The sequence below is a fragment of the Pilimelia anulata genome (assembly GCF_014647895.1).
Lineage (GTDB): Bacteria > Actinomycetota > Actinomycetes > Mycobacteriales > Micromonosporaceae > Pilimelia > Pilimelia anulata.
Genome location: NZ_BMQB01000006.1, coordinates 290,010 through 309,390 on the forward strand (window position 1 = coordinate 290,010; position 19,381 = coordinate 309,390).

Consider the following 19,381-nt stretch of genomic DNA (forward strand, 5'->3'; position numbering starts at 1 on the left):
GCACCATTCTGGCGGCGGGCCCGGCGGTCAGCGCGCGGCGGTGGGCTCGATGACGCAGTCCGGGCCGGGGAACAGCAGGCTCTCGTGCCCGTCCGGATAGCGGATCCGGTACGGCGGCGCGCCGTCCATCCCGCGTACCTCGATGATCTCGCCGATCTTGTCCGCGGCGCCGACCGCGTTGCTGTGGACGTGAATCCGGTCACCGATCGTGGCGTGCATCCCCGACCCCTTCCGCCGGTCCTGTTTCCGGGCTACCGGAGCAGGGTGCCCACGGCCGGCCGGGTCATGCGGGCCGCGGGCCGGCAAAAGGGGCATGACCGGCGACTCAGGGGGGTGGCGGTTTGGCACTCTCCTTGACGGAGTGCCAGCCGGCGGCCTAACGTGCGATTAGCACTCTCGTGGCGAGGGTGCCAACCGCTTCCGCGGGTCCGCCGTGGGGGCACCACCAGGACGCCAGGCGAGACCGGCACCCGCGACGACGGCCAACGCCTGTGTGGCATGAGCGACATATATGCCCCGGGAGGGTATTCCTGTGACTACCGCGACGAAGGTTGCGATCAAGCCGCTTGAGGACCGCATCGTGGTCCAGGCCAACGAGGCCGAGACGACCACCGCCTCCGGCATTGTCATCCCCGACACCGCCAAGGAGAAGCCGCAGGAGGGCACCGTCCTCGCCATCGGCCCCGGGCGGATCGACGACAAGGGCAACCGCATCCCGGTTGACGTGAAGGTCGGCGAGACCGTCCTCTACTCGAAGTACGGCGGCACCGAGGTCAAGTACGGCGGCGAGGAGTACCTGGTGCTCTCCGCCCGCGACGTCCTCGCCGTCATCGAGAAGTAAGCAGGTCAGGCGAATGCCCCGGGTGAACCGACCCGGGGCTTCACTGCGTCGAGGCCCGCGCCCGCCCGGACGGCGGCCCGCGGATCGCACCGTAGAGAGGACATAATGGCCAAGATCCTGAGCTTCTCGGACGCCGCCCGCCACCAGCTCGAGCACGGCGTCGACGCGCTCGCCGACGCCGTGCAGGTGACGCTGGGCCCGAAGGGCCGCAACGTCGTCCTGGACAAGAAGTTCGGCGTGCCGACGATCACCAACGACGGCGTCACCATCGCCAAGGAGATCGAGCTGGCGAACCCGTACGCCAACCTGGGCGCGCAGCTCGTCAAGGAGGTGGCGACGAAGACCAACGACGTCGCCGGCGACGGCACCACCACCGCCACCGTGCTGGCCCGCGCCCTGGTCCGCGAGGGCCTGCGCAACGTCGCCGCCGGGGCCAACCCGCTCGGCCTCAAGCGCGGCATCGACATCGCCGTCGAGGCGGTCTCCGCCGCGCTGCTGGACAAGGCCGTCGAGGTCAACAGCTCCGAGCGGATCGCCCACGTGGCGACGGTCTCGGCGCAGGACGCCACGATCGGCGCGCTCATCGCCGAGGCGATGGAGAAGGTCGGCCGGGACGGCGTCATCACCGTCGAGGAGGGCTCGACGCTGGCGACCGAGCTGGCCGTGACCGAGGGCATGCAGTTCGACAAGGGGTTCATCTCGCCCCAGTTCGCCACCGACGCCGAGGCCAGCGAGGCGGTGCTGGAGGACGCGCTCGTCCTCATCACCACCTCGAAGATCTCCTCGGTGGAGGAGATCCTGCCGCTGCTGGAGAAGGTCATCGCGGCGGGCAAGCCGCTGCTGATCGTCGCCGAGGACGTCGAGGGGCAGGCGCTGGCCACGCTGGTGGTCAACGCGATGCGCAAGACGTTCAAGGTGTGCGCGGTCAAGGCGCCGGGCTTCGGCGACCGGCGCAAGGCGCTCCTGCAGGACCTGGCGATCCTGACCGGCGGCGAGGTCGTCGCCACGGAGCTGGGCTACAAGCTCGACTCGGTCGGCGTCGAGCTGCTGGGCCGCGCCCGGCGGGTCGTGGTCGACAAGGAGAACACGACCATCGTGGAGGGTGCCGGCACCGCCGACGCCGTCCGGGACCGGGTGGCGCAGATCCGCAAGGAGATCGAGTCGTCCGACTCGGACTGGGACCGGGAGAAGCTGGGCGAGCGCCTGGCCAAGCTCTCCGGTGGCGTCGCGGTGATCAAGGTCGGCGCGGCCACCGAGGTCGAGCTGAAGGAGCGCAAGCACCGCATCGAGGACGCCATCGCGGCGACCCGGGCGGCCGTCGAGGAGGGCATCATCCCCGGCGGCGGGGCGGCGCTGACCCAGATCACCTCGGCGCTGGACAAGCTCGACCTGACCGGCGACGAGGCCACCGGCGCGGCGATCGTGCGGGCGTCCCTCGTGGAGCCGCTGCGCTGGATCGCGCAGAACGCCGGCCACGACGGGTACGTGGTGGTCGAGCGGGTCCGCGCCGCCGAGTGGGGGCACGGCCTGGACGCGTCGACGGGCGAGTACGTGGACCTGTCCGCGTACGGGATCGTGGACCCGGTGAAGGTCACCCGCAGCGCGCTGTCCAACGCCGCCTCGATCGCCGGCCTGCTGCTGACGACCGAGACGCTGATCGTGGAGAAGCCGGCCGCGCCCGAGCCGGCCGACCACGGCCACGGCGGGCACGGCCACGCGCACTGAGGCAGTCACGTAGTACGGCACTTCGATGCGGCCCGCGGTCCTCACCGCGGGCCGCATCGCTGTCCGCGGCCGAATCACCGGCCCGGTGCGCGGCAATGGCCCGCGGTGTGGGGCCCGTGGCGTGGCCACGGGCCGCCGCGGAGATGAGCGCTGGGCCGGTTGCGCCGCGGCGCGGGGCCGGCCCGCCGCGGGGTGCGGGCATGGGGGCGCCGGGTCCGGCGCTGCCATGCCGGACCCGGCGGCGGCCGACCGCGGGCCCGGTCGACCGGAGGGCGCGCTGGGGCGCGCCCGCTCGCGCCCGGCGTCAGCCGGCGAGCGCGAGCAGTCGGTGGCGTTCCGTTTCGCCCATACCACCCCAGATGCCGTACGGCTCCCGGACCGACAGCGCGTGTCGCGCGCACTCGCGGCGGACCGGACATTCGGCGCAGATTGCCTTGGCGCGGGCCTCCCGCTGGCGGCGGGCCCGGCCGCGCTCGCCCTCCGGGTGGAAGAACTGTGCGCTGTCCCGGCCGCGACAGAGGCCGGCCCGCTGCCAGTCCCAGACCTCCGTCACCGGGGTCGGCAATCTGCGCACATCAGACATTTGGTACTCCTTCCGCGCGGAACCCGCAGCCGGGCAAGTTCAGCCGTAGGCGTTTGGGCCTGAGCGTCGTTGATGTACCCGGGGGCGCAAGTTCATACACCCGTGGGTACGGCAGCGCCGGTAAACGATCGAAAGTCCGGTAGGGAACTGTTCGGAACTTTCCGCTTGTTTCCCCCAAAAGCACGTAATGATCAAACGAACGCGTGGTCTCCTCCATAGAGGAGAGGGGAAAAAACAGTGCGTAGCGTCCTCGTGTGCGTCCGGTCTTCGCCCGCAGCCCAGGCGGTGGCCACCTGCGCCGCCCGACTCGGGCTATCGGCGCAGGTCCGGACCGCCATGTCGGAGACTGAGGTCATCGCTCGGCTCGCCGAGCGACCGGCCGACGTGATCCTGGCTGACGTCGCCGTCACCAGATCCGACACCGTTGGCTTCACCCGGCGTGTCCTGGCCCGCGCGCCGGGGGCCATGCTGGTGCTCTTCGGCGCGGAGGATCCACGCGTCGCCGCCGCCGCGGTCGCGGCCGGGGCCCGGGCCTTGATCCGGGGTACCGAGGATCTCGTCAGCACCGTCGCCAAGGCGGTGCTGCTGCTGGGCATGCCGGCGCGGACCGCCGGGCCGGTCGCGGGCGCCCCGATACCGGCCGCGGCCGCCCTGCGCGGGGCCAACGCGCCGTCCCGGTTCGGCACCCCGGTCGGGCGCAAGGGCGCCCCGCTGGGCCCCGAGGGCGCCCGCGCCGCCGGGGCCGAGCTGGTCGCGGACCCCGCCGGGGTCCGGGTGCCGGGCTCGCCGGTACCGAGCCAGCGCGACTTCGGCGACCCGGCCGAGGCCGCGCGGATGGCCGCCCGCGGCATCGACCCGGGCTACGGCGCGGGCCTGCCCGCCGCCCGGCGGGTCGTGCTGACCGAGCGGGAGATGCAGGTCCTGCGCGGGATGGCCGACGGCAAGAGCAACGCCGAGATCGGGCGCGAGCTGTTCGTCTCGGAGGACACCGTCAAGACGCACGCCCGGCGGCTGTTCCGCAAGCTCGGCGCCCGGGACCGCGCACACGCGGTCGCGGCCGGTTTCCGGGCCGGACTGGTCGTCTGACCGCACCAGCGGGGCCGGATGGGATCCGGGAACGAACGGGGGCCCGGGCGCACAGCGCCCGGGCCCCCGTTCGCGGTCAGCTCGCCGGCTCGTCCTCGGCGTCGCCCAGGGCGTCGTGCACCCCGTCGGCGTACCCGCGGGCGTACTCCCACGTCACGTAGTTCTCCGGGTCCGGGTCGTACGCCGGCTCGTGCACCCGCGGCCGCCCGGAGTCCAGCAGGTGCTTGAGGTTGCCGCGCAGCAGGTCCCAGTCGAAGTAGTGCGGCTCGCGGCAGTCCTCGCACTCGATGACGAGGCCGCGGATCCCGCTCGGCTCCAGCAGGGCCCGGTAGATCTCCAGGTCCGCCAGGTCCTCCAGCACGTCCCGCCGCTCCGGCTCCGACAGCGGCGTGGTGCTGCCGTCCGCGGCGGGCTCGTCGAGGCCGGCGGACGGATCCGCGGGATCCCCGCTGAATGGGTCGATCGGCTCGTCATGCACGCCTCTCACGGTATCCCCCCGAGCGCCCCCGCGGGGACCGCCGGGATGGGGAGGGGTACCGGTACCGATGGGGCCGGCACCGGGGCGGCACCCGGCCCGCGGGTACGATGGGCGCTCCGCCGCCGCGCTCCCCGGGAGGTCGCCGCCAGTGCCGCCGAACCACGTCCCCGCCGATCACGCCGCCGAGCTGCCGCTCGGCCTGACCTACGATGACGTGCTGCTGGTGCCGGCGGAGTCGGACCTGATCCCCAGCCAGGTCACCACGGCCACCCGGCTGACCCGGAACGTGGCGCTGAACATCCCGCTGGCCTCCAGCGCGATGGACACCGTGACCGAGGCCCGGATGGCGATCGCCATGGCCCGCCAGGGCGGCATCGGCGTGCTGCACCGCAACCTGTCGGTGGAGGAGCAGGCGACCCAGGTCGACCTGGTGAAGCGGTCCGAGTCCGGCATGATCACCAACCCGGTGACGTGCAGCCCGGCGGACAGCCTGCGGCACGTGGACGGGCTCTGCGCCCGGTTCCGCATCTCCGGCGTCCCGGTGGTCGGCGCGGACGGCATCCTGGTCGGCATCGTGACCAACCGGGACATGCGGTTCGTCACCGACCTGGACGTGCCGGTGCACGAGGTCATGACCGCGATGCCGCTGGTCACCGCCCCGGTCGGGGTCGGCAAGGACGAGGCGCTGGCGATCCTGCGCCAGCACAAGATCGAGAAGCTGCCGCTGGTCGACGGCGCGGGCGTCCTGCGCGGGTTGATCACGGTGAAGGACTTCCGCAAGAGCGAGCAGTTCCCGCTGGCCGCCAAGGACGACGCGGGCCGGCTGCGGGTGGCCGCGGCGGTCGGCGTGGGCGAGGACGGGTACAAGCGGGCCCGGGCGCTCATCGAGGCCGGCGTCGACGTGATCATGGTCGACACCGCGCACGGGCACAACCGGGCCGTCCCCGAGCTGATCGCCCGGCTCCGGCAGGAGTCGTCGGTCGACCTGGTCGGCGGGAACGTCGCCACGTTCGCCGGGGCGCGGGCGCTGGTCGAGGCCGGCGCCGACGCGGTCAAGGTCGGCGTCGGGCCGGGCGCGATCTGCACGACGCGGATCGTGGCCGGGGTCGGCGTGCCGCAGATCACCGCGATCATGGAGGCGTACCGGGCCTGCGGGCCGGCCGGCGTGCCGGTCATCGCCGACGGCGGCATCCAGTACTCCGGCGACATCGCCAAGGCCATCGTCGCGGGCGCCAGCAGCGTCATGCTCGGCGGCCTGCTCGCCGGCTGCGCGGAGAGCCCCGGCGACCTGATCTTCATGAACGGCAAGCAGTTCAAGTCGTACCGCGGCATGGGCTCGCTCGGCGCGATGGCCGCCCGCGGCGCCGCCGCGCAGTCGTACTCCAAGGACCGCTACTTCCAGGCCGACGTCACCGAGGCCGACAAGATCATCCCGGAGGGGATCGAGGGCCAGGTGCCGTACCGGGGGCCGCTGGCCACGGTCGCGCACCAGCTCGTCGGCGGCGTCCGGCAGGCCATGTTCTACTGCGGCGCCGCGACGGTGGACGCGCTGCGCGAGCGCGGCCAGCTCGTCCGGATCACCGCCGCGGGCCTCAAGGAGAGCCACCCGCACGACATCCAGATGACGGTCGAGGCGCCGAACTACCACTCCCGCTGACGCGGGCGCGAGGAGTACGAACGATGCGAGACGTGGTCGAGATCGGCCTGGGCAAGACCGCCCCGCGCGGGTACCACCTGGACGACGTGGCGATCGTCCCCAGCCGCCGCACCCGGGACGTGGACGACGTGTCGACGGCCTGGCAGCTGGACGCGTACCCGTTCGGCATCCCGTGCGTGGCGCACCCGTCCGACGCGACGATGAGCCCGGCCACCGCGATCGCCGTCGGCAGGCTCGGCGGCCTCGGCGTGCTCAACGCCGAGGGCCTGTGGACCCGGCACGAGGACCCGGAGCCGCTGCTGGCCGACCTGGCCGCGCTGCCGGCCGACGAGCGGTCCACCGCCCGGCTCCAGGCCGCGTACGCGGCGCCGATCCTGCCCGACCTCATCGGGGTGCGGATCAAGGAGATGCGCGCCGCCGGCGTCACGGTCGCGGTCCGGGTCTCGCCGCAGCACACGCTCGCGCTCGCCCCGGTGGTGCTCGCCGCCGGCGTCGACCTGCTGGTCATCCAGGGCACGATCGTCTCGGCCGAGCACGTCTCGTCCACCGACGAGTCGCTGAACCTCAAGGAGTTCATCGCCGACCTGGACGCGCCCGTCCTGGTCGGCGGCTGCACCGACTACAAGACGGCGCTGCACCTCATGCGCACCGGCGCGGCCGGCGTGATCGTCGGCACCGGCGGCGGCGCCGCCTCGACCACCGACACCGTGCTGGGCATCCGGGTGCCGATGGCCACCGCCATCGCCGACGCCGCCGCGGCCCGCCGCGACTACCTGGACGAGACCGGCGGCCGGTACGTGCACCTGATCGCCGACGGCGACATCCACACCTCCGGCGACATCGCCAAGGCCATCGGCTGCGGCGCCGACGCGGTCATGCTGGGCAGCCCGCTCGCCCGCTGCGCCGGCGCGCCGGCCGGCGGCGCCTGGTGGCACTCGTCGGCCAGCCACCCCAAGCTGCCCCGCGGCGGTTTCACCGCCGCGCAGCCGGCCCTCGGTACGCTGGAGGAGCTGCTGTACGGGCCCGCGGACCGGGCCGACGGCGCGCTGAACCTGTTCGGCGGGCTGCGCCGGTCGATGGCCAAGTGCGGCTTCAAGGACGCCAAGGAGTTCCAGAAGGTCGGCCTGGTCCTCGATCGCTAGCCCGCCGGCCAGCCACGGGGGTGGGGCATGCCGGGCCGGGACGCGGAGTACCTGGCGGCGCTGCGCGACCAGCGCGCCGCCGCGGGGGCGCTGGCCGGCGACCCGCCCGCCGGGGACGACGGCGCCCTGGTGCGGTACTGGCGCGAGGTCGACCGGGCCGTCACCGCCCGGCTGCCCCGGCCGGACGTGCGGGTCGCCGCGCTGACCGTCCCCGGCGCCGCCGGCGACCTCGCCGCCCGCCGGTACCACGCCGCCGGGGGCGACCCGCGGACCCTGCTGCTGTACCTGCACGGCGGCGGCTGGTGCTTCGGCGACCTCGACACCGCCGACCCGGTCGCCCGGGCGCTCGCCGTCGACTGCCGGCTGGACGTGCTCTCGGTGACGTACCGGCTCGCCCCCGAGCACCCGTTCCCCGCCGGCCCCGACGACGCCACCGCGGTCCTGCGCTGGGCGCTGTCCGGGCCGCCCGAGCTGGCCGGCGTCACCCGGCTCGTCGCCGCCGGGGACAGCGCCGGCGGCAACCTCGCCGCCGTCGCCGCCGGGCGGCTGCGCGCGGCCGGCGGGCCGCTGCCGGCGGCGCTGCTGCTGCTGTACCCCGGCGTGGACCTGCGCGACGTCCCGCCCGCGCCGGCCGACCCGGACGGGCTGCCGGCCGACGACGGCTCCGGCCCGCTGGCCAACCGGCGGCGGTACCTCGCCGGCGCCGACCCGGCCGACCCGGCGGCCTCGCCGCTGCTGGCCGACCCGCGCGGGCTGCCGCCGACCGTCGTGGTGACGGCCGAGTACGACCGGTACGCCGCGCAGGGCGACGCGTACGCCGCGGCGCTGGCGGCGGCCGGCGTGCCGGTGGCGCACGTGCGCGCGGCCGGGCTGGACCACGGGTTCGCCAACCTCGCCCCGCTGTCCCGGGTGGCGGCCGCCGCCGTGGTCGACGCCGCCGAGGCGCTGCGCTCGTTGATCGATCTGCCGCACTGAGCCGGCGGGCCGGCGGCGGGCGGCGCGGGTACCGACGTCTATCGTGGAAGCGTGAGCGGTTCGGCACCCAGCGGTGATCTTCGCAGCGACGACGCATGCAGCAGTGACGTACACGGCGCTGACGTGAGCGGCAGGGGTTCGGCACGCGGCGGCCGGGTCCGGCGAAGAAGCGGGGACGGCCGGGAGCCGCGGTCGGGGCGGGCCGCGCTCGCCGCCGCGCTGGCCGCCGCGTTCGCGCTCGCCGGCTGCGGCGACGAGCCCGGCCCGGTCCGCTGGCAGTCCCGGCCCGACAGCAGCGCCGCCCCGGTCGCCGGCGCGGCCGGGATCGGCGACCCCTACTTCCCGACGTACGGCAACGGCGGCTACGACGCCCTCGCCTACCGGATCGCCGCGCGGTACCAGCCCGCCGACGACACGCTCACCGCCACCGCCACCATGCGGGCCACGGCGACCAGCGGCCTGACCTCCTTCCACCTCGACCTCGCCGGGCTGACCGTCGACTCGGTCACCGTCGACGGCAAGCCGGCCACCGCCGCCCGGCAGGAGGACGAGCTGGTCGTCACCCCGGCCGCGGCGCTGCCGGCCGGGCGGGAGTTCACCGTGGTCACCGCGTACCGGGGGAAGCCGCGGCAGAAGGACAACCCGGCGCTCGGCGGCGGCGGCTGGCTGCACACCACCGACGGCGCGGTCGCGCTCGGGCAGCCGGAGTCGGCGTCGACCTGGTTCCCCGTCAACGACCACCCGGCGGACAAGGCGACGTACGAGTTCGCGCTCGCCGTCCCGGACGGGCTGGTCGCGCTGTCCAACGGCGTACCCGGCGAGCGGACGGCCGAGGGCGGCTGGACCACCTGGGCCTGGGCCGAGACCACGCCGATGGCCAGCTACCTGGCGACCGCGGTGATCGGCAGGTACCGGGTCACCCGCGGCACGCACAAGGGCAAGCCGGTGCTCACCGCGGTACCGGCGTCGGCCCCGGCCGGCGGGCTGGCCGAGCGGTCGCTGGCCCGGACCACCCGGATCGCCGACTACCTGGAGACGGTCCTCGGGCCGTACCCGGTGGCCGCGTACGGCGGGGTCGCCATCGCCGACGACCGGATCCGGTATGCGCTGGAGACGCAGAGCCGCCCGGTGTACGGGCCGTCCTTCTTCACCTCCGCGGAGAGCGCCGAGGACGTGATCACGCACGAGCTGGCGCACCAGTGGTGCGGCAACAGCGTCTCGCTGCACCGCTGGGAGGACATCTGGCTCAACGAGGGCTGCGCGACGTACGCCGAGTGGCTGTGGTCGCAGGAGCGCGGCGTGCGGACGGCGGCCGCGGAGTTCACCCAGCGGTACGACGCGTCGCCGGCGGCCGTATGGTCGCTGCCGCCCGGCCGCCCCGGCGCCGACCGGATCTTCGACGAGTCGGTGTACCAGCGCGGCGCGATGACCCTGCACGCGCTGCGCAGGACGGTCGGCGACGACGTCTTCTTCCGGCTGCTCAAGGAGTGGACGGCCGGCAAGCGGGACGGCACCGCCACGACGGCCGAGTTCGTGGCGCTGGCCGAGCGGCTGTCCGGGCGCGACCTGAAGGCGCTGTTCGACGCCTGGCTGTACGGCTCGAAGCGCCCCGCCCGCCCCTGACCGCGCGCCGAACCGGCCCGGCCGCGCCCGCCGGGCCGGCATGATGGGCCGATGGACTGGAAGCTGGAGTTGGTGGTCGTACCGGTCAGCGACATCGACCGGGCGAAGCGGTTCTACGCCGAGCAGGTGGGCTTCGCCGTGGACCACGACAGCGCGATCAGCCCGACGATCCGGATCATCCAGCTCACGCCGCCGGGGTCGGGGTGCTCGATCAGCATCAGCCAGGGGCTCAGCGACATGGCGCCGGGGTCGATCAAGGGGTTGCAGCTCGTGGTGACCGACATCGACGCCGCGCGGGTGGCGTTGCTGGAGGGCGGGGTGAACGTGTCCGGGGTGCAGCATTTCGCCGAGGGTGGGGTGCTGCGGGCGGGGCGGGGCGGGCGGTGGAACTCGTTCCTGTTCTTTGCTGATCCGGATGGGAATTCCTGGGCTGTTCAGGAGCGGCCTGTCGGTGGTGGTGATTGACCGTTGTGGTCGTCGTGGTGCCGTGCCTCGTGGTGGTGGGAAGCCTGTTGTGGTCGCCGTATGTGTGCTTGTTGCGGTGTTCTTTGCTCTTGGTCAGCGCCAGCGGGAGGTGGTGTAGGCCAGGGCGAAGAGGAGGAGGACGGCGGTCACGGCTGTCCAGCGTTGGCGGATGGTGGTGGGGGAGGCGCGCATCGGTTCGCCCGTGCGGGGGTCGGTGACCGAGCCGTGGATGAGTTGGGGGGCCAGGGTCGCCGCCGCCAGGGCGCTGGCCGGGAGCAGGCCGAGGAGGAGGACGCGCCAACCGTCGATCTCCAGGAACGGGCGGTGGATCAGCAGGTACGGCGGGACCGCCAGGGCGAGCGACAGCAGGCCGGGCAGGGCGCCGGTCCGGCCGCCCAGCCGGCGGGTCCAGGCGGTGCCGACGGCCGCGCCGACCGCGGCGCCGACCGCGCTGATCACCAGGCCGAGCGTGACCACCGCGTACGTCTGGCGGGCCAGCGCCCGCACCCCGCCGAGGGTGAGCAGCAGGCCGGGGGCGGCGACGGCGGCGAGCGCGGTCGCGCCGGCGATCTGGTGGACCAGCGGGACGAGAGCCGCGGGGCCGAGACCGGCGTGCACCTCGCGGGCGACCACCCGCGGGTCGGCCAGCGGCGCGGGGGCGGCGAGCCGGCGGTCGCAGTCGGCCAGCGCCGCCGACACCGCGTCGGTGCGGACGCCGCGCTGGAGCAGCTCCGCGGCGAACAGGTCGCGCCACTCGGCGGGCGGCCCCGCGCCCGGCGGTGGGGGATCGGTGGTGGATTCCCGCATGACGCTGAGACTAGGGCGCTACGTGATCAGCGAGCGGCGAGGTCGACATTGGTGACCGTGATCACCGGGAGTGGACCAGGCCGGTGTTGCGGGCCAGGAACGGCCGTACCGCGTCGGCCCGGACCGCGCGCAGGAACTGCCGGCCGACCGGTTGCAGCGCCTCGCCGCGGTACCCGCCGCCGGAGCCGACCGCGTCGCCCGGCAGGCTGACCAGCGTCATCCGCGCCGGGGTGACCCGGCGCAGCGAGTAGGCGAAATCCACCACGGAGTGACCGCGGCCGTCGTAGGTCAACGAGTCCCGGACGGCGGCGAGAATCCGGGCGAGTTTCGCGGCGTCGCGGTGCGCGCCTTGTTTGACCAACTTGGTGAGAATCGCGCGGATGAGCTGCTGCTGATGCTTCTGGCGGGTGTAGTCCGAGCCGGGCAGGTACCGCTGCCGGCCGTAGTCGAGGGCCTGCCAGCCCGTGAAGTGGCGGACGCCGGGGCGGTACACCATCTGCGGCCCGACGTACCCGGTGCTGCTCGCGCCCGGCTCCCGGTGCTTGCCGTCCGGCTGCCGGTGGATCGAGGTGACCAACCGGTCGACCCGCAGGTCGACGCCGCCGACGGCGTCGACGAGCTTGGTGAAGCCGCCGAAGTCCAGCACCGCGCCCGCGTCGAACCGCGGGATGCCGGTGTACTTGCTGACCGTCAGGGACAGCAGCCGGAAGCCCTGCGCCCGGTCCGGCCGCGCCCGGCCGGGGACGACGCTGCCGAAGCTCATCGCGTGGGTCAGCTTGGTGCGCTCGCCGGCGAAGCCGGCCGGGGCGAACGCCGGGATGTCGACCACCAGGTCGCGCGGCAGCGAGTAGAGGTAGGCGGTGTCGAGCGCCCGCGGTACGTGCAGCAGCAGGACCGCGTCGGCGTTCGGCCGCCAGTTCGGGTCGCTCTGCCGCGGGTCGATGCCGACGATGAGGATGTTCAGCGGGCCCCGGAGCTGCCGGCCGACGAGCCCGGCCGGGGTGCGGGGCGGGGCCGGGGTGGCGCCGAGCAGGTCGGCCGCGCCGGGCAGGAGGGCGCTGACGGCGCCGTCGCGGGCGGTCCGGACGGCCTGGACGGCGAGGGTGGCGACCAGCGCGGCGGCGACGACCGCGGCGGCGGTGACGACGACCCAGGGCCGCCGGGCCCGCCGGATGCCCGCGGCGGCCGGGGCGGGCGCGGGTGTCGGCGCGGCGGCGGGCGCGGTCGCGTCGGGCGCGGTTCGGGGCGCGGGGATCGCGGCAGCCGGGGCGGCGGCATCGGCCGGCGCGGCCGCGGTGCCGGGGTCGGTGTCGGTGTCGGCATCGAGGGAGTCGGCATCGGGGGAGGAGGTGGCGGCTCCGGTTTCGGGAGGCCCGGCGGTCCCGGCTCCGGCGGTGGTGGTGGCGTCAGGGGGCGCGTCCGTGGCGGTGTCGGGGGGCGCGGCGGTGGTGCCGGCGTCGGGGGACGCGGGTGCGGTGGCGGGGCTGTGGTGGTCGGTCGGCGGGGTGGGGGCGGGCTGCTGCTCGTCCGGCATGGGGTCCCTCCGGGAGATCATTCCCCATCGTCGGCCGGGCGCCGCCGCCCTCCCATCCCCGGACCGGCTCGGTCGGGCCGCCGACCGTCGTACGACAAAATGGACACCGCACCGCGATCGCGGCACCCGCCCCGCCCGCCCCGGGCGGTCCGCTCAAGATCACCACTCTCGGTAAACTGGTGGGCATGAGTACCCCGCGGCCCGTTCTTGTTGTGGACTTCGGAGCGCAGTACGCGCAGTTGATCGCCCGGCGGGTCCGCGAGGCGCGGGTGTACTCGGAGATCGTCCCGCACTCCACGCCGGTCGCCGAGCTGCTCGCCCGCGACCCGGCCGCGATCATCCTGTCCGGCGGCCCGTCCTCGGTGTACGCCGACGGCGCCCCGCAGGTCGACCCGAAGCTGTTCGACGCGGGCGTACCGGTCCTCGGCATCTGCTACGGCTTCCAGGCGATGGCCCGCGCCCTCGGCGGCGAGGTCGCGCACACCGGCACCCGCGAGTACGGCCGCACCCCGCTGCGGGTGGCCGGCGACCCCGGCGTGCTGCTGCGCGACCTGCCGGCGGAGTTCGCGGTCTGGATGAGCCACGGCGACGCCTGCGCCGCCGCCCCGGCCGGCTTCGCGGTGACCGCGTCGTCGGCGGCGCCGGTCGCCGTCTTCGAGGACGTCGCCGGCCGGCGCGCGGGCGTGCAGTTCCACCCCGAGGTGCTGCACACCGAGCACGGGCAGACGATCCTCACCCGGTTCCTGTACGACATCGCGGGCCTCGCCCCGACCTGGACCCCGGCGAACATCATCAGCGAGCAGGTCGCGGCCGTGCGCGCGCTGGTCGGCGACAAGCAGGTGATCTGCGGGCTGTCCGGCGGGGTCGACTCGGCGGTGGCCGCGGCGCTGGTCCACCGCGCGGTCGGCGACCAGTTGACCTGCGTGTTCGTCGACCACGGCCTGCTGCGGGCGGGCGAGGCCGAGCAGGTGGAGAACGACTACGTCGCCGCCACCGGCATCCGGCTCAAGGTGGTGGACGCCCGCGAGCGGTTCCTGTCCGCGCTGGCCGGGGTCAGCGACCCGGAGGACAAGCGCAAGATCATCGGACGTGAGTTCATCCGGGTGTTCGAGGCGGCCGCCCGCGAGGTGGACGCCGAGCGGGACGTGGAGTTCCTGGTCCAGGGCACGCTGTACCCGGACGTGGTCGAGTCCGGCGGCGGCACCGGCACCGCGAACATCAAGAGCCACCACAACGTCGGCGGGCTACCGGACGACCTGCGGTTCGCGCTGGTCGAGCCGCTGCGCACGCTGTTCAAGGACGAGGTCCGCGCGCTCGGCCTGGAGCTGGGGCTGCCCGAGGCGATGGTCTGGCGGCACCCGTTCCCCGGCCCGGGGCTGGCGATCCGGATCATCGGCGCGGTCACCGAGGACCGGCTGGCCACGCTGCGCGCCGCCGACCTGATCGGCCGCGAGGAGCTGACCGCCGCCGGGCTGGACCGCGAGGTCTGGCAGTTCCCGGTGGTGCTGCTCGCGGACGTGCGCAGCGTCGGGGTGCAGGGCGACGGCCGCACGTACGGGCACCCGGTGGTGCTGCGGCCGGTGTCCAGCGAGGACGCGATGACGGCTGACTGGTCCCGGCTGCCGTACGAGGTGGTCGCCCGGATCTCCACCCGGATCACCAACGAGGTGCCGGAGGTCAACCGGGTCACCCTCGACGTGACGAGCAAGCCGCCGGGCACGATCGAATGGGAATGATCTTCTATACAACATCGGACCCGTACGGGTGAACTGACTGTCAGGAATCCGACACTTTCTGGCAGTGGCATGTGTCCCTTGCGCGAGGATTCACGTCGTGACCCCCGCGCTTGAGCCACTTCGCCGCATCGCCGCATACGCGGTGTGCACCGACGACAACGGTCGGTTCCTGCTCGTCCGCGCCTCCGCGCGCGCCGGCACGCCCGGCGTGTGGTCCCTGCCCGGTGGGGCGGTGGACCACGGCGAGGACCCGATCCACACGGTGGTCCGGGAGACCGCCGCGGAGACCGGGCTGTCGATCGCCGTGAGCGGACTGCGGCACGTCCTCGCGGACATGCGCGCCCTGCCGCACCGCGGCATCACCATCCACACGGACCGGCTCATCTACACCGGCAGCGTCCGCGGCGGCACGCTGTGCGACCGGGTCGGCCAGCCGACCGACCTGGCCCGCTGGCTCGCCCCGGCCGACGCCGAACTGCTGCCGCTGCGGCCGTTCACCGCGTCCGCCATCGGGCTGCCGCCGGGCCCGGTCGACCTGCGGCCGGAGGAGGCGCCGGACTTCCCGTCCTTCTACGCCACCCCCGGCCCGGACGGGCTGCACCGGGCGCAGCGGTTCGCCGCGTACGCCGTCGCCACCGACCCGGACGGCCGCGTCCTGCTCACCCGCATCTCGCCCGGCTACCCGGGCGGCGGGCGCTGGCACCTGCCCGGCGGCGGCACCGACTACGGCGAGCAGCCCGGCAGCGCGCTGATCCGCGAGCTGGTCGAGGAGACCGGGCAGAGCGGGCGGCTGATCGACCTGCTCGGCGTCGCCAGCCACCGGGACGCCGCGTCGCTGGGGCCCGAGGGGTATCCGATCGACTGGCACGGCGTGCGCGCCTTCTACCGGGTCGAGGTCGACGTGCCGGCGCCGCTGAAGGTGCTGGACGTGGGCGGGTCGACCTGCGACGTGCGGTGGTTCAGCCCGGCGGAGCTGGCCGCGCTGGCCGAGGACGACCTCACGGAGGTCACCGCGGAGGCCGTGCACGCCGCCGGCCTGCGCTGACCGGCGCTCGGGAGTGGGCGCCGGTACGGTGGATCGGTGCAGGGGGAGCGGAGGATCGCCGCGTACGGCGTGTGCCGGGACGACGCCGGCCGCGCCCTGCTGGTCCGCTGGCCCGGCACCGGGGACTGGACGCTGCCGGGCGGCGTCGTCGGGCACGGCGAGGACCCGCGCGCGGCGGTGGCCCGGGCGGTGGCGGACACCGCCGGGCTGGCGGTGGCGCCGGTCGCGCTGCGCGCCGTCGAGTCGTACCTGGTCGCCGAGCCCGGCGCCACGGCCCACGTCGACGGCATCGTCTTCGACGTCGTCCCGGTCGACGCCCGCCCGACCGCGGGCGGCGCGGTGAACGCCGACCGCCCGGCCGCTGACGATCCCGGTCCGGCGGAGTTGCGGTGGTGGGCGGAGAGTGAGCTGTCCGGCCTGGCGCTGGATCCGTTCGCCCGGCCGCCGCTGGGCCTGGACCCGCTGCCCGCCGCCGCCCTGCCGTACCCGCCCGAGCCGCCGCCGGTCGCCGAGGCGCGGCTGCGGGCCGGCGACCGCGGCCAGCGGTTCAGCGCGTACGCCCTGACCACCGACCCCGCGGACCGGGTGCTGCTGACCCGCAACGCCCCCGGCTACCCGTACGCCGGCCGCTGGCACCTGCCCGGCGGCGGCACCGACTTCGGCGAGCAGCCGGCGGTGGCGGTGCTGCGCGAGCTGTGGGAGGAGACCGGCCAGCGCGGCCGGGTCACCGGCCTGCTGGACGTCGGGCACCGGCACACCCCGCGGGCGTTCGGCCCGGAGGGGCGCCCGCTGGACTGGCACGTCGTGCGGGTGCTGTACCGGGTGCTGGTCGACGAGCCCGGGCCGGCCCGGGTGCTGGCGCCGGGCGGTTCGACGGCCGCGGCGCGCTGGTGGAGCCGGGCGGCGGCGGCCGATCTGGCGCTCACGCCCGCGGCGGCGGCGGGGCTGGAGTGGTGGGCGTGACGCGAACCCGACGCCCGTCCCTTTCGGGGCAAATACCAGACATTTTCGTGCGGTATCGTAGCCCGTAGTAGGGCGATTGGTCGCTATTTCAGCCGGCCATTCGTCGTAACGCGGTATCGCCAAGCCGGCCTGCCTGTGCGATGGTGTAGGCCGCGTGGCAAGCGGCCGCGCGGGGACGGCGAGCGGGGGGCGAAAGCTCTGCACTGTACCGCCGCCGTGCCGATGAACAGGCCGATGGAGGAGTACGTGCAACGAACCCTGTGGCGCCGCCGGCGAGCCGGCGACAGCCCGCGCCCCGGTGGCCAGCGCCGCTGGTCGGGCGGCCTGCGGCGGGGCGGCAGCCTCGCCCGGCGGGTACTGCTGATCCGCGTACCGCACCGGCGCGACGGCTCGCACGGCACGTTGCTGCGCACCCGCACGGCCATGGGCCTGCTGCCCCGCCAGGGCACCCGCCCGGCGCCGCCGGCCGGGTCGGCCCCGGCCGCCCACCCGCGCGCCATCCCGCTGCTGCCCGGCGACCGCACGGTCGCCCGCCGGGTGAAGTTCGCCCTGGTCAACGCGTGCACGCTGGCCAGCCTCGCGCTCGGCCTCGGCGCCATCTTCCTGGCCATGAACGGCGAGCCGCGGATCGCCGCCGCCCTGCTCGTCGGCTGCGTCGCCTTCGACGGCGTCGACGGCCTGCTCGCCCGCCGGCTCGGCGTGGCCAGCCCGTTCGGCGCGCAGATGGACTCGCTCGCCGACATGTGCTCGTTCGGCCTGGCCACCCCGGTCGTGGTCTACGCCTCGCTGGCCGGCGACGTCCCGCCGGCCGCCGCCGCCGTGGCCTGCGCGCTGGTCGCCGGCTGCGCCGCGATCCGGCTGGCCCGGTTCAACGTGTCGCCGCGCGACGGCCGCTTCTTCAGCGGCGTACCGACGACGATGGCGGCCGCCGTGCTCGCCGTCGCGGTGCTCATCGGCCTGCCCGTCCCGGGCATGGTGATGGTCGCGGGCGTGGCGCTGCTGGCGTTCGCGATGGTGTCCAGCTTCCCGTACGCCAAGCTGGCCCGGCTCGCCAAGTTCCCGCCGTGGCTGTGGCTGGCGCCGCTGGCCGGCGCGTTCGTCGACGTCCGGCTGACGTTCGCCGCCGTCGTGGTCGGCTACCTGGCCAGCGGCCCGCTGCTGTGGTGGCGGCAGCGCGCCGCCGAGCACCCGGACGCCCTCGCCGGCTGACCCGCCCCGCAACGCACGAACGACCGGCCCGCGAACGCGGGCCGGTCGTTCCGTATCCGGGTCAGGACCAGCGGGCGATCGGGGTGGTGCCGCCGACGACCCGCTCGCCCGGCGCCACGACCGCCTCGGCCGCGTCGGCCGGCAGGTACACGTCCGTCCGCGAGCCGAACCGGATCAGGCCGAACCGCTCGCCGCGCGCCAGCAGCGCGCCGACCGGCGCGCGGTGCACGATCCGGCGGGCGATCAGCCCGGTCCGCTGCGCCACCACGACCCTCCCGCGCTCGGTGTCGAGGACCGTGTACGCGGCGACGTTGTGCTCGGCCGCCGCGGTCATCGCGTTGGCGTACCCGCCGTCGACCACGAAGTAGTCGGCCACCCGCCCGGCCACCGGCGACCGGTTGACGTGCACGTCGAGGACGGACAGGAACACCGCCACCCGCAGCCACTCGCCCGGCCCGCCGCCGAACCGCTCGTCGACCAGCCGTTCGACCGAGAGCACCTTGCCGTCGGCGGGCGCCACGACCGCGTCCGCGTCGGCGGGCAGGTCGCGCTCGGGGTCGCGGAAGAACGCGGCGACGGCCGGCGCGGCCAGCGCCGGCACCAGCCAGGCGCGCGAGCGCGGCCGGACCAGCCGCAGCAGCGCGGCGGCGCCGAGCGCGATCCCGGCGGCGGCGACGCCGTTGGAGTCGATCCGCAGGTCCCGGGTCAGCCGGACGCTGGACGGGCGCTCGGCCGGGGCCAGCTTCGCGGCCGTCGCCGCGTCCGCCTCGGTCCAGCGCAGCCGGTGCACCCGGACCGGCGGCCGGTGCCGCAGGATCAGGTCGGAGCCGACGCCGAACAGCACGGCCTGCCGGTCCAGTTCGCCGGCGGCGGGCGCGCCGTACAGCGGGGCGGCGACGACGAGCACGCCGCCGGGCGCGAGGTACTTGGTGTACCCGTCGATCCGCTCCCGCGCCTCCTCGGCACTGCCGGTCAGCGGCCGGCACACGATCAGCACGTCGGCCGGGTCGGCCTCGCCGAGCCCGTCCACCACCCGGACCTGCTCGCGCAGCCAGCTCCCCAGCCCGGCGAGGTGGGCGCGCAGCGCGTCGCCGGCCGGCCCCTCGCCGACCAGCGTCAGCGCGTCGCCGGGGCGGACCGCGTCCAGCGCGGCGTCCAGCGCGGGTGTACCCGGCTCGGCGTCGATGAGCAGGCCGGTCTTCGGCCCGGGGTGCCGGCTCAGCTCGGTGGTGAGGACCCGGGCGGCGCGCGCGTCCAGCTCCACGGCGGCGGGCGGGGCGTCGGCGAACGGGGCGGGCTGCCCCGCGGGGTCGGCGGGCGACTGGCTCATGGACGCTCCTCGGGTCAGGGCGCGGTCGGGGCGCCGTCCAGCATATTCACCCCGCCCCGGGCCCGTCCGCGACGCCGGGTGTGTCGGAAGTGGCGGGCGTGCGGCTGTTTCCATGATTTTCGGACACCTGCTTCATTGCGGTCGGATAACCATTCGTCATCATCACGGTGCTGGAGCCGCCG

Annotated in this window: 18 protein-coding genes; 12 read left to right on the forward strand and 6 right to left on the reverse strand. The window is 75.0% G+C overall.

Features of this window, described 5'->3' with window-relative positions; translation table 11 throughout:
- Positions 1 to 27: 27 nt before the first annotated feature.
- The gene (locus IEY94_RS15560; protein WP_189170884.1) at positions 28 to 219 is read right to left on the reverse strand and encodes a DUF1918 domain-containing protein; all 192 of its coding nucleotides are present in this window, start codon (positions 217 to 219) and stop codon (positions 28 to 30) included.
- 313 nt (positions 220 to 532) lie between these two features.
- Between IEY94_RS15560 and groES the strand changes: the two genes are divergently transcribed.
- Positions 533 to 841 carry a co-chaperone GroES gene (gene groES, locus IEY94_RS15565; protein WP_505849369.1) on the forward strand — a complete coding sequence of 103 codons (309 nt, stop codon included), beginning with the start codon at positions 533 to 535 and terminating at the stop codon, positions 839 to 841.
- Positions 842 to 946: 105 nt separating this feature from the next.
- Positions 947 to 2,566, forward strand: coding sequence for a chaperonin GroEL (gene groL / locus IEY94_RS15570; RefSeq protein ID WP_189170886.1), 1,620 nt, complete (start codon positions 947 to 949; stop codon positions 2,564 to 2,566).
- Positions 2,567 to 2,870: 304 nt separating this feature from the next.
- Here groL and IEY94_RS15575 read toward each other — a convergent pair whose 3' ends face one another.
- Entirely contained in the window at positions 2,871 to 3,149 is a 279-nt protein-coding gene (locus IEY94_RS15575; protein ID WP_189170887.1) for a WhiB family transcriptional regulator, read from the reverse strand.
- Between the two features lie 237 nt (positions 3,150 to 3,386).
- On the opposite strand from IEY94_RS15575, the gene IEY94_RS15580 reads away from it, so the two are divergent.
- Positions 3,387 to 4,235, forward strand: a complete 849-nt coding sequence (locus IEY94_RS15580; RefSeq protein ID WP_229783971.1) for a response regulator transcription factor — start codon at positions 3,387 to 3,389, stop codon at positions 4,233 to 4,235.
- Positions 4,236 to 4,311: 76 nt separating this feature from the next.
- Here IEY94_RS15580 and IEY94_RS15585 read toward each other — a convergent pair whose 3' ends face one another.
- Positions 4,312 to 4,713: a DUF5319 domain-containing protein gene (locus tag IEY94_RS15585; RefSeq protein WP_189170889.1), complete on the reverse strand. Its 402-nt coding sequence runs from the start codon at positions 4,711 to 4,713 to the stop codon at positions 4,312 to 4,314.
- A 67-nt stretch (positions 4,714 to 4,780) separates the two neighbouring features.
- Here IEY94_RS15585 and guaB point away from each other — a divergent pair, with 67 nt between their 5' ends.
- From guaB to IEY94_RS15610, 5 genes are all read left to right on the forward strand, one after another.
- A complete protein-coding gene (guaB, locus tag IEY94_RS15590; protein WP_189170890.1) occupies positions 4,781 to 6,370 on the forward strand; it encodes an IMP dehydrogenase in 1,590 nt (529 codons plus the stop codon).
- Between the two features lie 23 nt (positions 6,371 to 6,393).
- Positions 6,394 to 7,512: a GuaB3 family IMP dehydrogenase-related protein gene (locus IEY94_RS15595; protein WP_189170891.1), complete on the forward strand. Its 1,119-nt coding sequence runs from the start codon at positions 6,394 to 6,396 to the stop codon at positions 7,510 to 7,512.
- Between the two features lie 27 nt (positions 7,513 to 7,539).
- Positions 7,540 to 8,487 (forward strand): alpha/beta hydrolase fold domain-containing protein, encoded by a 948-nt coding sequence (locus tag IEY94_RS15600; RefSeq protein WP_189170892.1) that lies wholly within the window; start codon positions 7,540 to 7,542, stop codon positions 8,485 to 8,487.
- 219 nt (positions 8,488 to 8,706) lie between these two features.
- On the forward strand, positions 8,707 to 10,110 hold the full coding sequence (locus IEY94_RS15605; protein WP_189170990.1) for a M1 family metallopeptidase: 1,404 nt from the start codon (positions 8,707 to 8,709) through the stop codon (positions 10,108 to 10,110).
- A 51-nt stretch (positions 10,111 to 10,161) separates the two neighbouring features.
- Positions 10,162 to 10,575, forward strand: coding sequence for a VOC family protein (locus tag IEY94_RS15610; protein ID WP_189170893.1), 414 nt, complete (start codon positions 10,162 to 10,164; stop codon positions 10,573 to 10,575).
- A 93-nt stretch (positions 10,576 to 10,668) separates the two neighbouring features.
- Here IEY94_RS15610 and IEY94_RS15615 read toward each other — a convergent pair whose 3' ends face one another.
- Together IEY94_RS15615 and IEY94_RS15620 are read right to left on the reverse strand one after the other, a co-directional pair.
- Positions 10,669 to 11,382: a hypothetical protein gene (locus IEY94_RS15615; RefSeq protein ID WP_189170894.1), complete on the reverse strand. Its 714-nt coding sequence runs from the start codon at positions 11,380 to 11,382 to the stop codon at positions 10,669 to 10,671.
- 61 nt (positions 11,383 to 11,443) lie between these two features.
- On the reverse strand, positions 11,444 to 12,916 hold the full coding sequence (locus tag IEY94_RS15620; protein WP_189170895.1) for an LCP family protein: 1,473 nt from the start codon (positions 12,914 to 12,916) through the stop codon (positions 11,444 to 11,446).
- A 185-nt stretch (positions 12,917 to 13,101) separates the two neighbouring features.
- Here IEY94_RS15620 and guaA point away from each other — a divergent pair, with 185 nt between their 5' ends.
- The 4 genes from guaA to IEY94_RS15640 all read left to right on the forward strand — a co-directional run bounded on the left by guaA (position 13,102) and on the right by IEY94_RS15640 (position 17,869).
- On the forward strand, positions 13,102 to 14,652 hold the full coding sequence (gene guaA, locus IEY94_RS15625; protein WP_189170896.1) for a glutamine-hydrolyzing GMP synthase: 1,551 nt from the start codon (positions 13,102 to 13,104) through the stop codon (positions 14,650 to 14,652).
- A gap of 97 nt (positions 14,653 to 14,749) precedes the next feature.
- Positions 14,750 to 15,697 (forward strand): NUDIX domain-containing protein, encoded by a 948-nt coding sequence (locus IEY94_RS15630; protein WP_189170897.1) that lies wholly within the window; start codon positions 14,750 to 14,752, stop codon positions 15,695 to 15,697.
- A 36-nt stretch (positions 15,698 to 15,733) separates the two neighbouring features.
- The gene (locus IEY94_RS15635) at positions 15,734 to 16,660 is read left to right on the forward strand and encodes an NUDIX hydrolase (protein ID WP_189170898.1); all 927 of its coding nucleotides are present in this window, start codon (positions 15,734 to 15,736) and stop codon (positions 16,658 to 16,660) included.
- A gap of 324 nt (positions 16,661 to 16,984) precedes the next feature.
- Complete coding sequence (locus IEY94_RS15640; protein ID WP_189170991.1) at positions 16,985 to 17,869, forward strand: CDP-alcohol phosphatidyltransferase family protein; 885 nt, start codon at positions 16,985 to 16,987, stop codon at positions 17,867 to 17,869.
- 61 nt (positions 17,870 to 17,930) lie between these two features.
- On the opposite strand, the gene IEY94_RS15645 is transcribed toward IEY94_RS15640, so the two are convergent.
- Positions 17,931 to 19,199 (reverse strand): phosphatidylserine decarboxylase, encoded by a 1,269-nt coding sequence (locus IEY94_RS15645; RefSeq protein ID WP_189170899.1) that lies wholly within the window; start codon positions 19,197 to 19,199, stop codon positions 17,931 to 17,933.
- Between the last annotated feature and the right edge of the window lie 182 nt (positions 19,200 to 19,381).

Excerpts from the sequence above, each read along its gene's own strand:
- IEY94_RS15645 (WP_189170899.1), bottom strand. The coding sequence starts at position 19,199 with ATGAGCCAGTCGCCCGCCGACCCCGCGGGGCAGCCCGCCCCGTTCGCC.
- groL (WP_189170886.1), top strand. The coding sequence starts at position 947 with ATGGCCAAGATCCTGAGCTTCTCGGACGCCGCCCGCCACCAGCTCGAG.
- IEY94_RS15560 (WP_189170884.1), bottom strand. The coding sequence starts at position 219 with ATGCACGCCACGATCGGTGACCGGATTCACGTCCACAGCAACGCGGTC.
- IEY94_RS15620 (WP_189170895.1), bottom strand. The coding sequence starts at position 12,916 with ATGCCGGACGAGCAGCAGCCCGCCCCCACCCCGCCGACCGACCACCAC.
- IEY94_RS15600 (WP_189170892.1), top strand. The coding sequence starts at position 7,540 with ATGCCGGGCCGGGACGCGGAGTACCTGGCGGCGCTGCGCGACCAGCGC.
- IEY94_RS15610 (WP_189170893.1), top strand. The coding sequence starts at position 10,162 with ATGGACTGGAAGCTGGAGTTGGTGGTCGTACCGGTCAGCGACATCGAC.
- IEY94_RS15575 (WP_189170887.1), bottom strand. The coding sequence starts at position 3,149 with ATGTCTGATGTGCGCAGATTGCCGACCCCGGTGACGGAGGTCTGGGAC.
- guaB (WP_189170890.1), top strand. The coding sequence starts at position 4,781 with ATGGGGCCGGCACCGGGGCGGCACCCGGCCCGCGGGTACGATGGGCGC.
- guaA (WP_189170896.1), top strand. The coding sequence starts at position 13,102 with ATGAGTACCCCGCGGCCCGTTCTTGTTGTGGACTTCGGAGCGCAGTAC.
- IEY94_RS15615 (WP_189170894.1), bottom strand. The coding sequence starts at position 11,382 with ATGCGGGAATCCACCACCGATCCCCCACCGCCGGGCGCGGGGCCGCCC.
- IEY94_RS15595 (WP_189170891.1), top strand. The coding sequence starts at position 6,394 with ATGCGAGACGTGGTCGAGATCGGCCTGGGCAAGACCGCCCCGCGCGGG.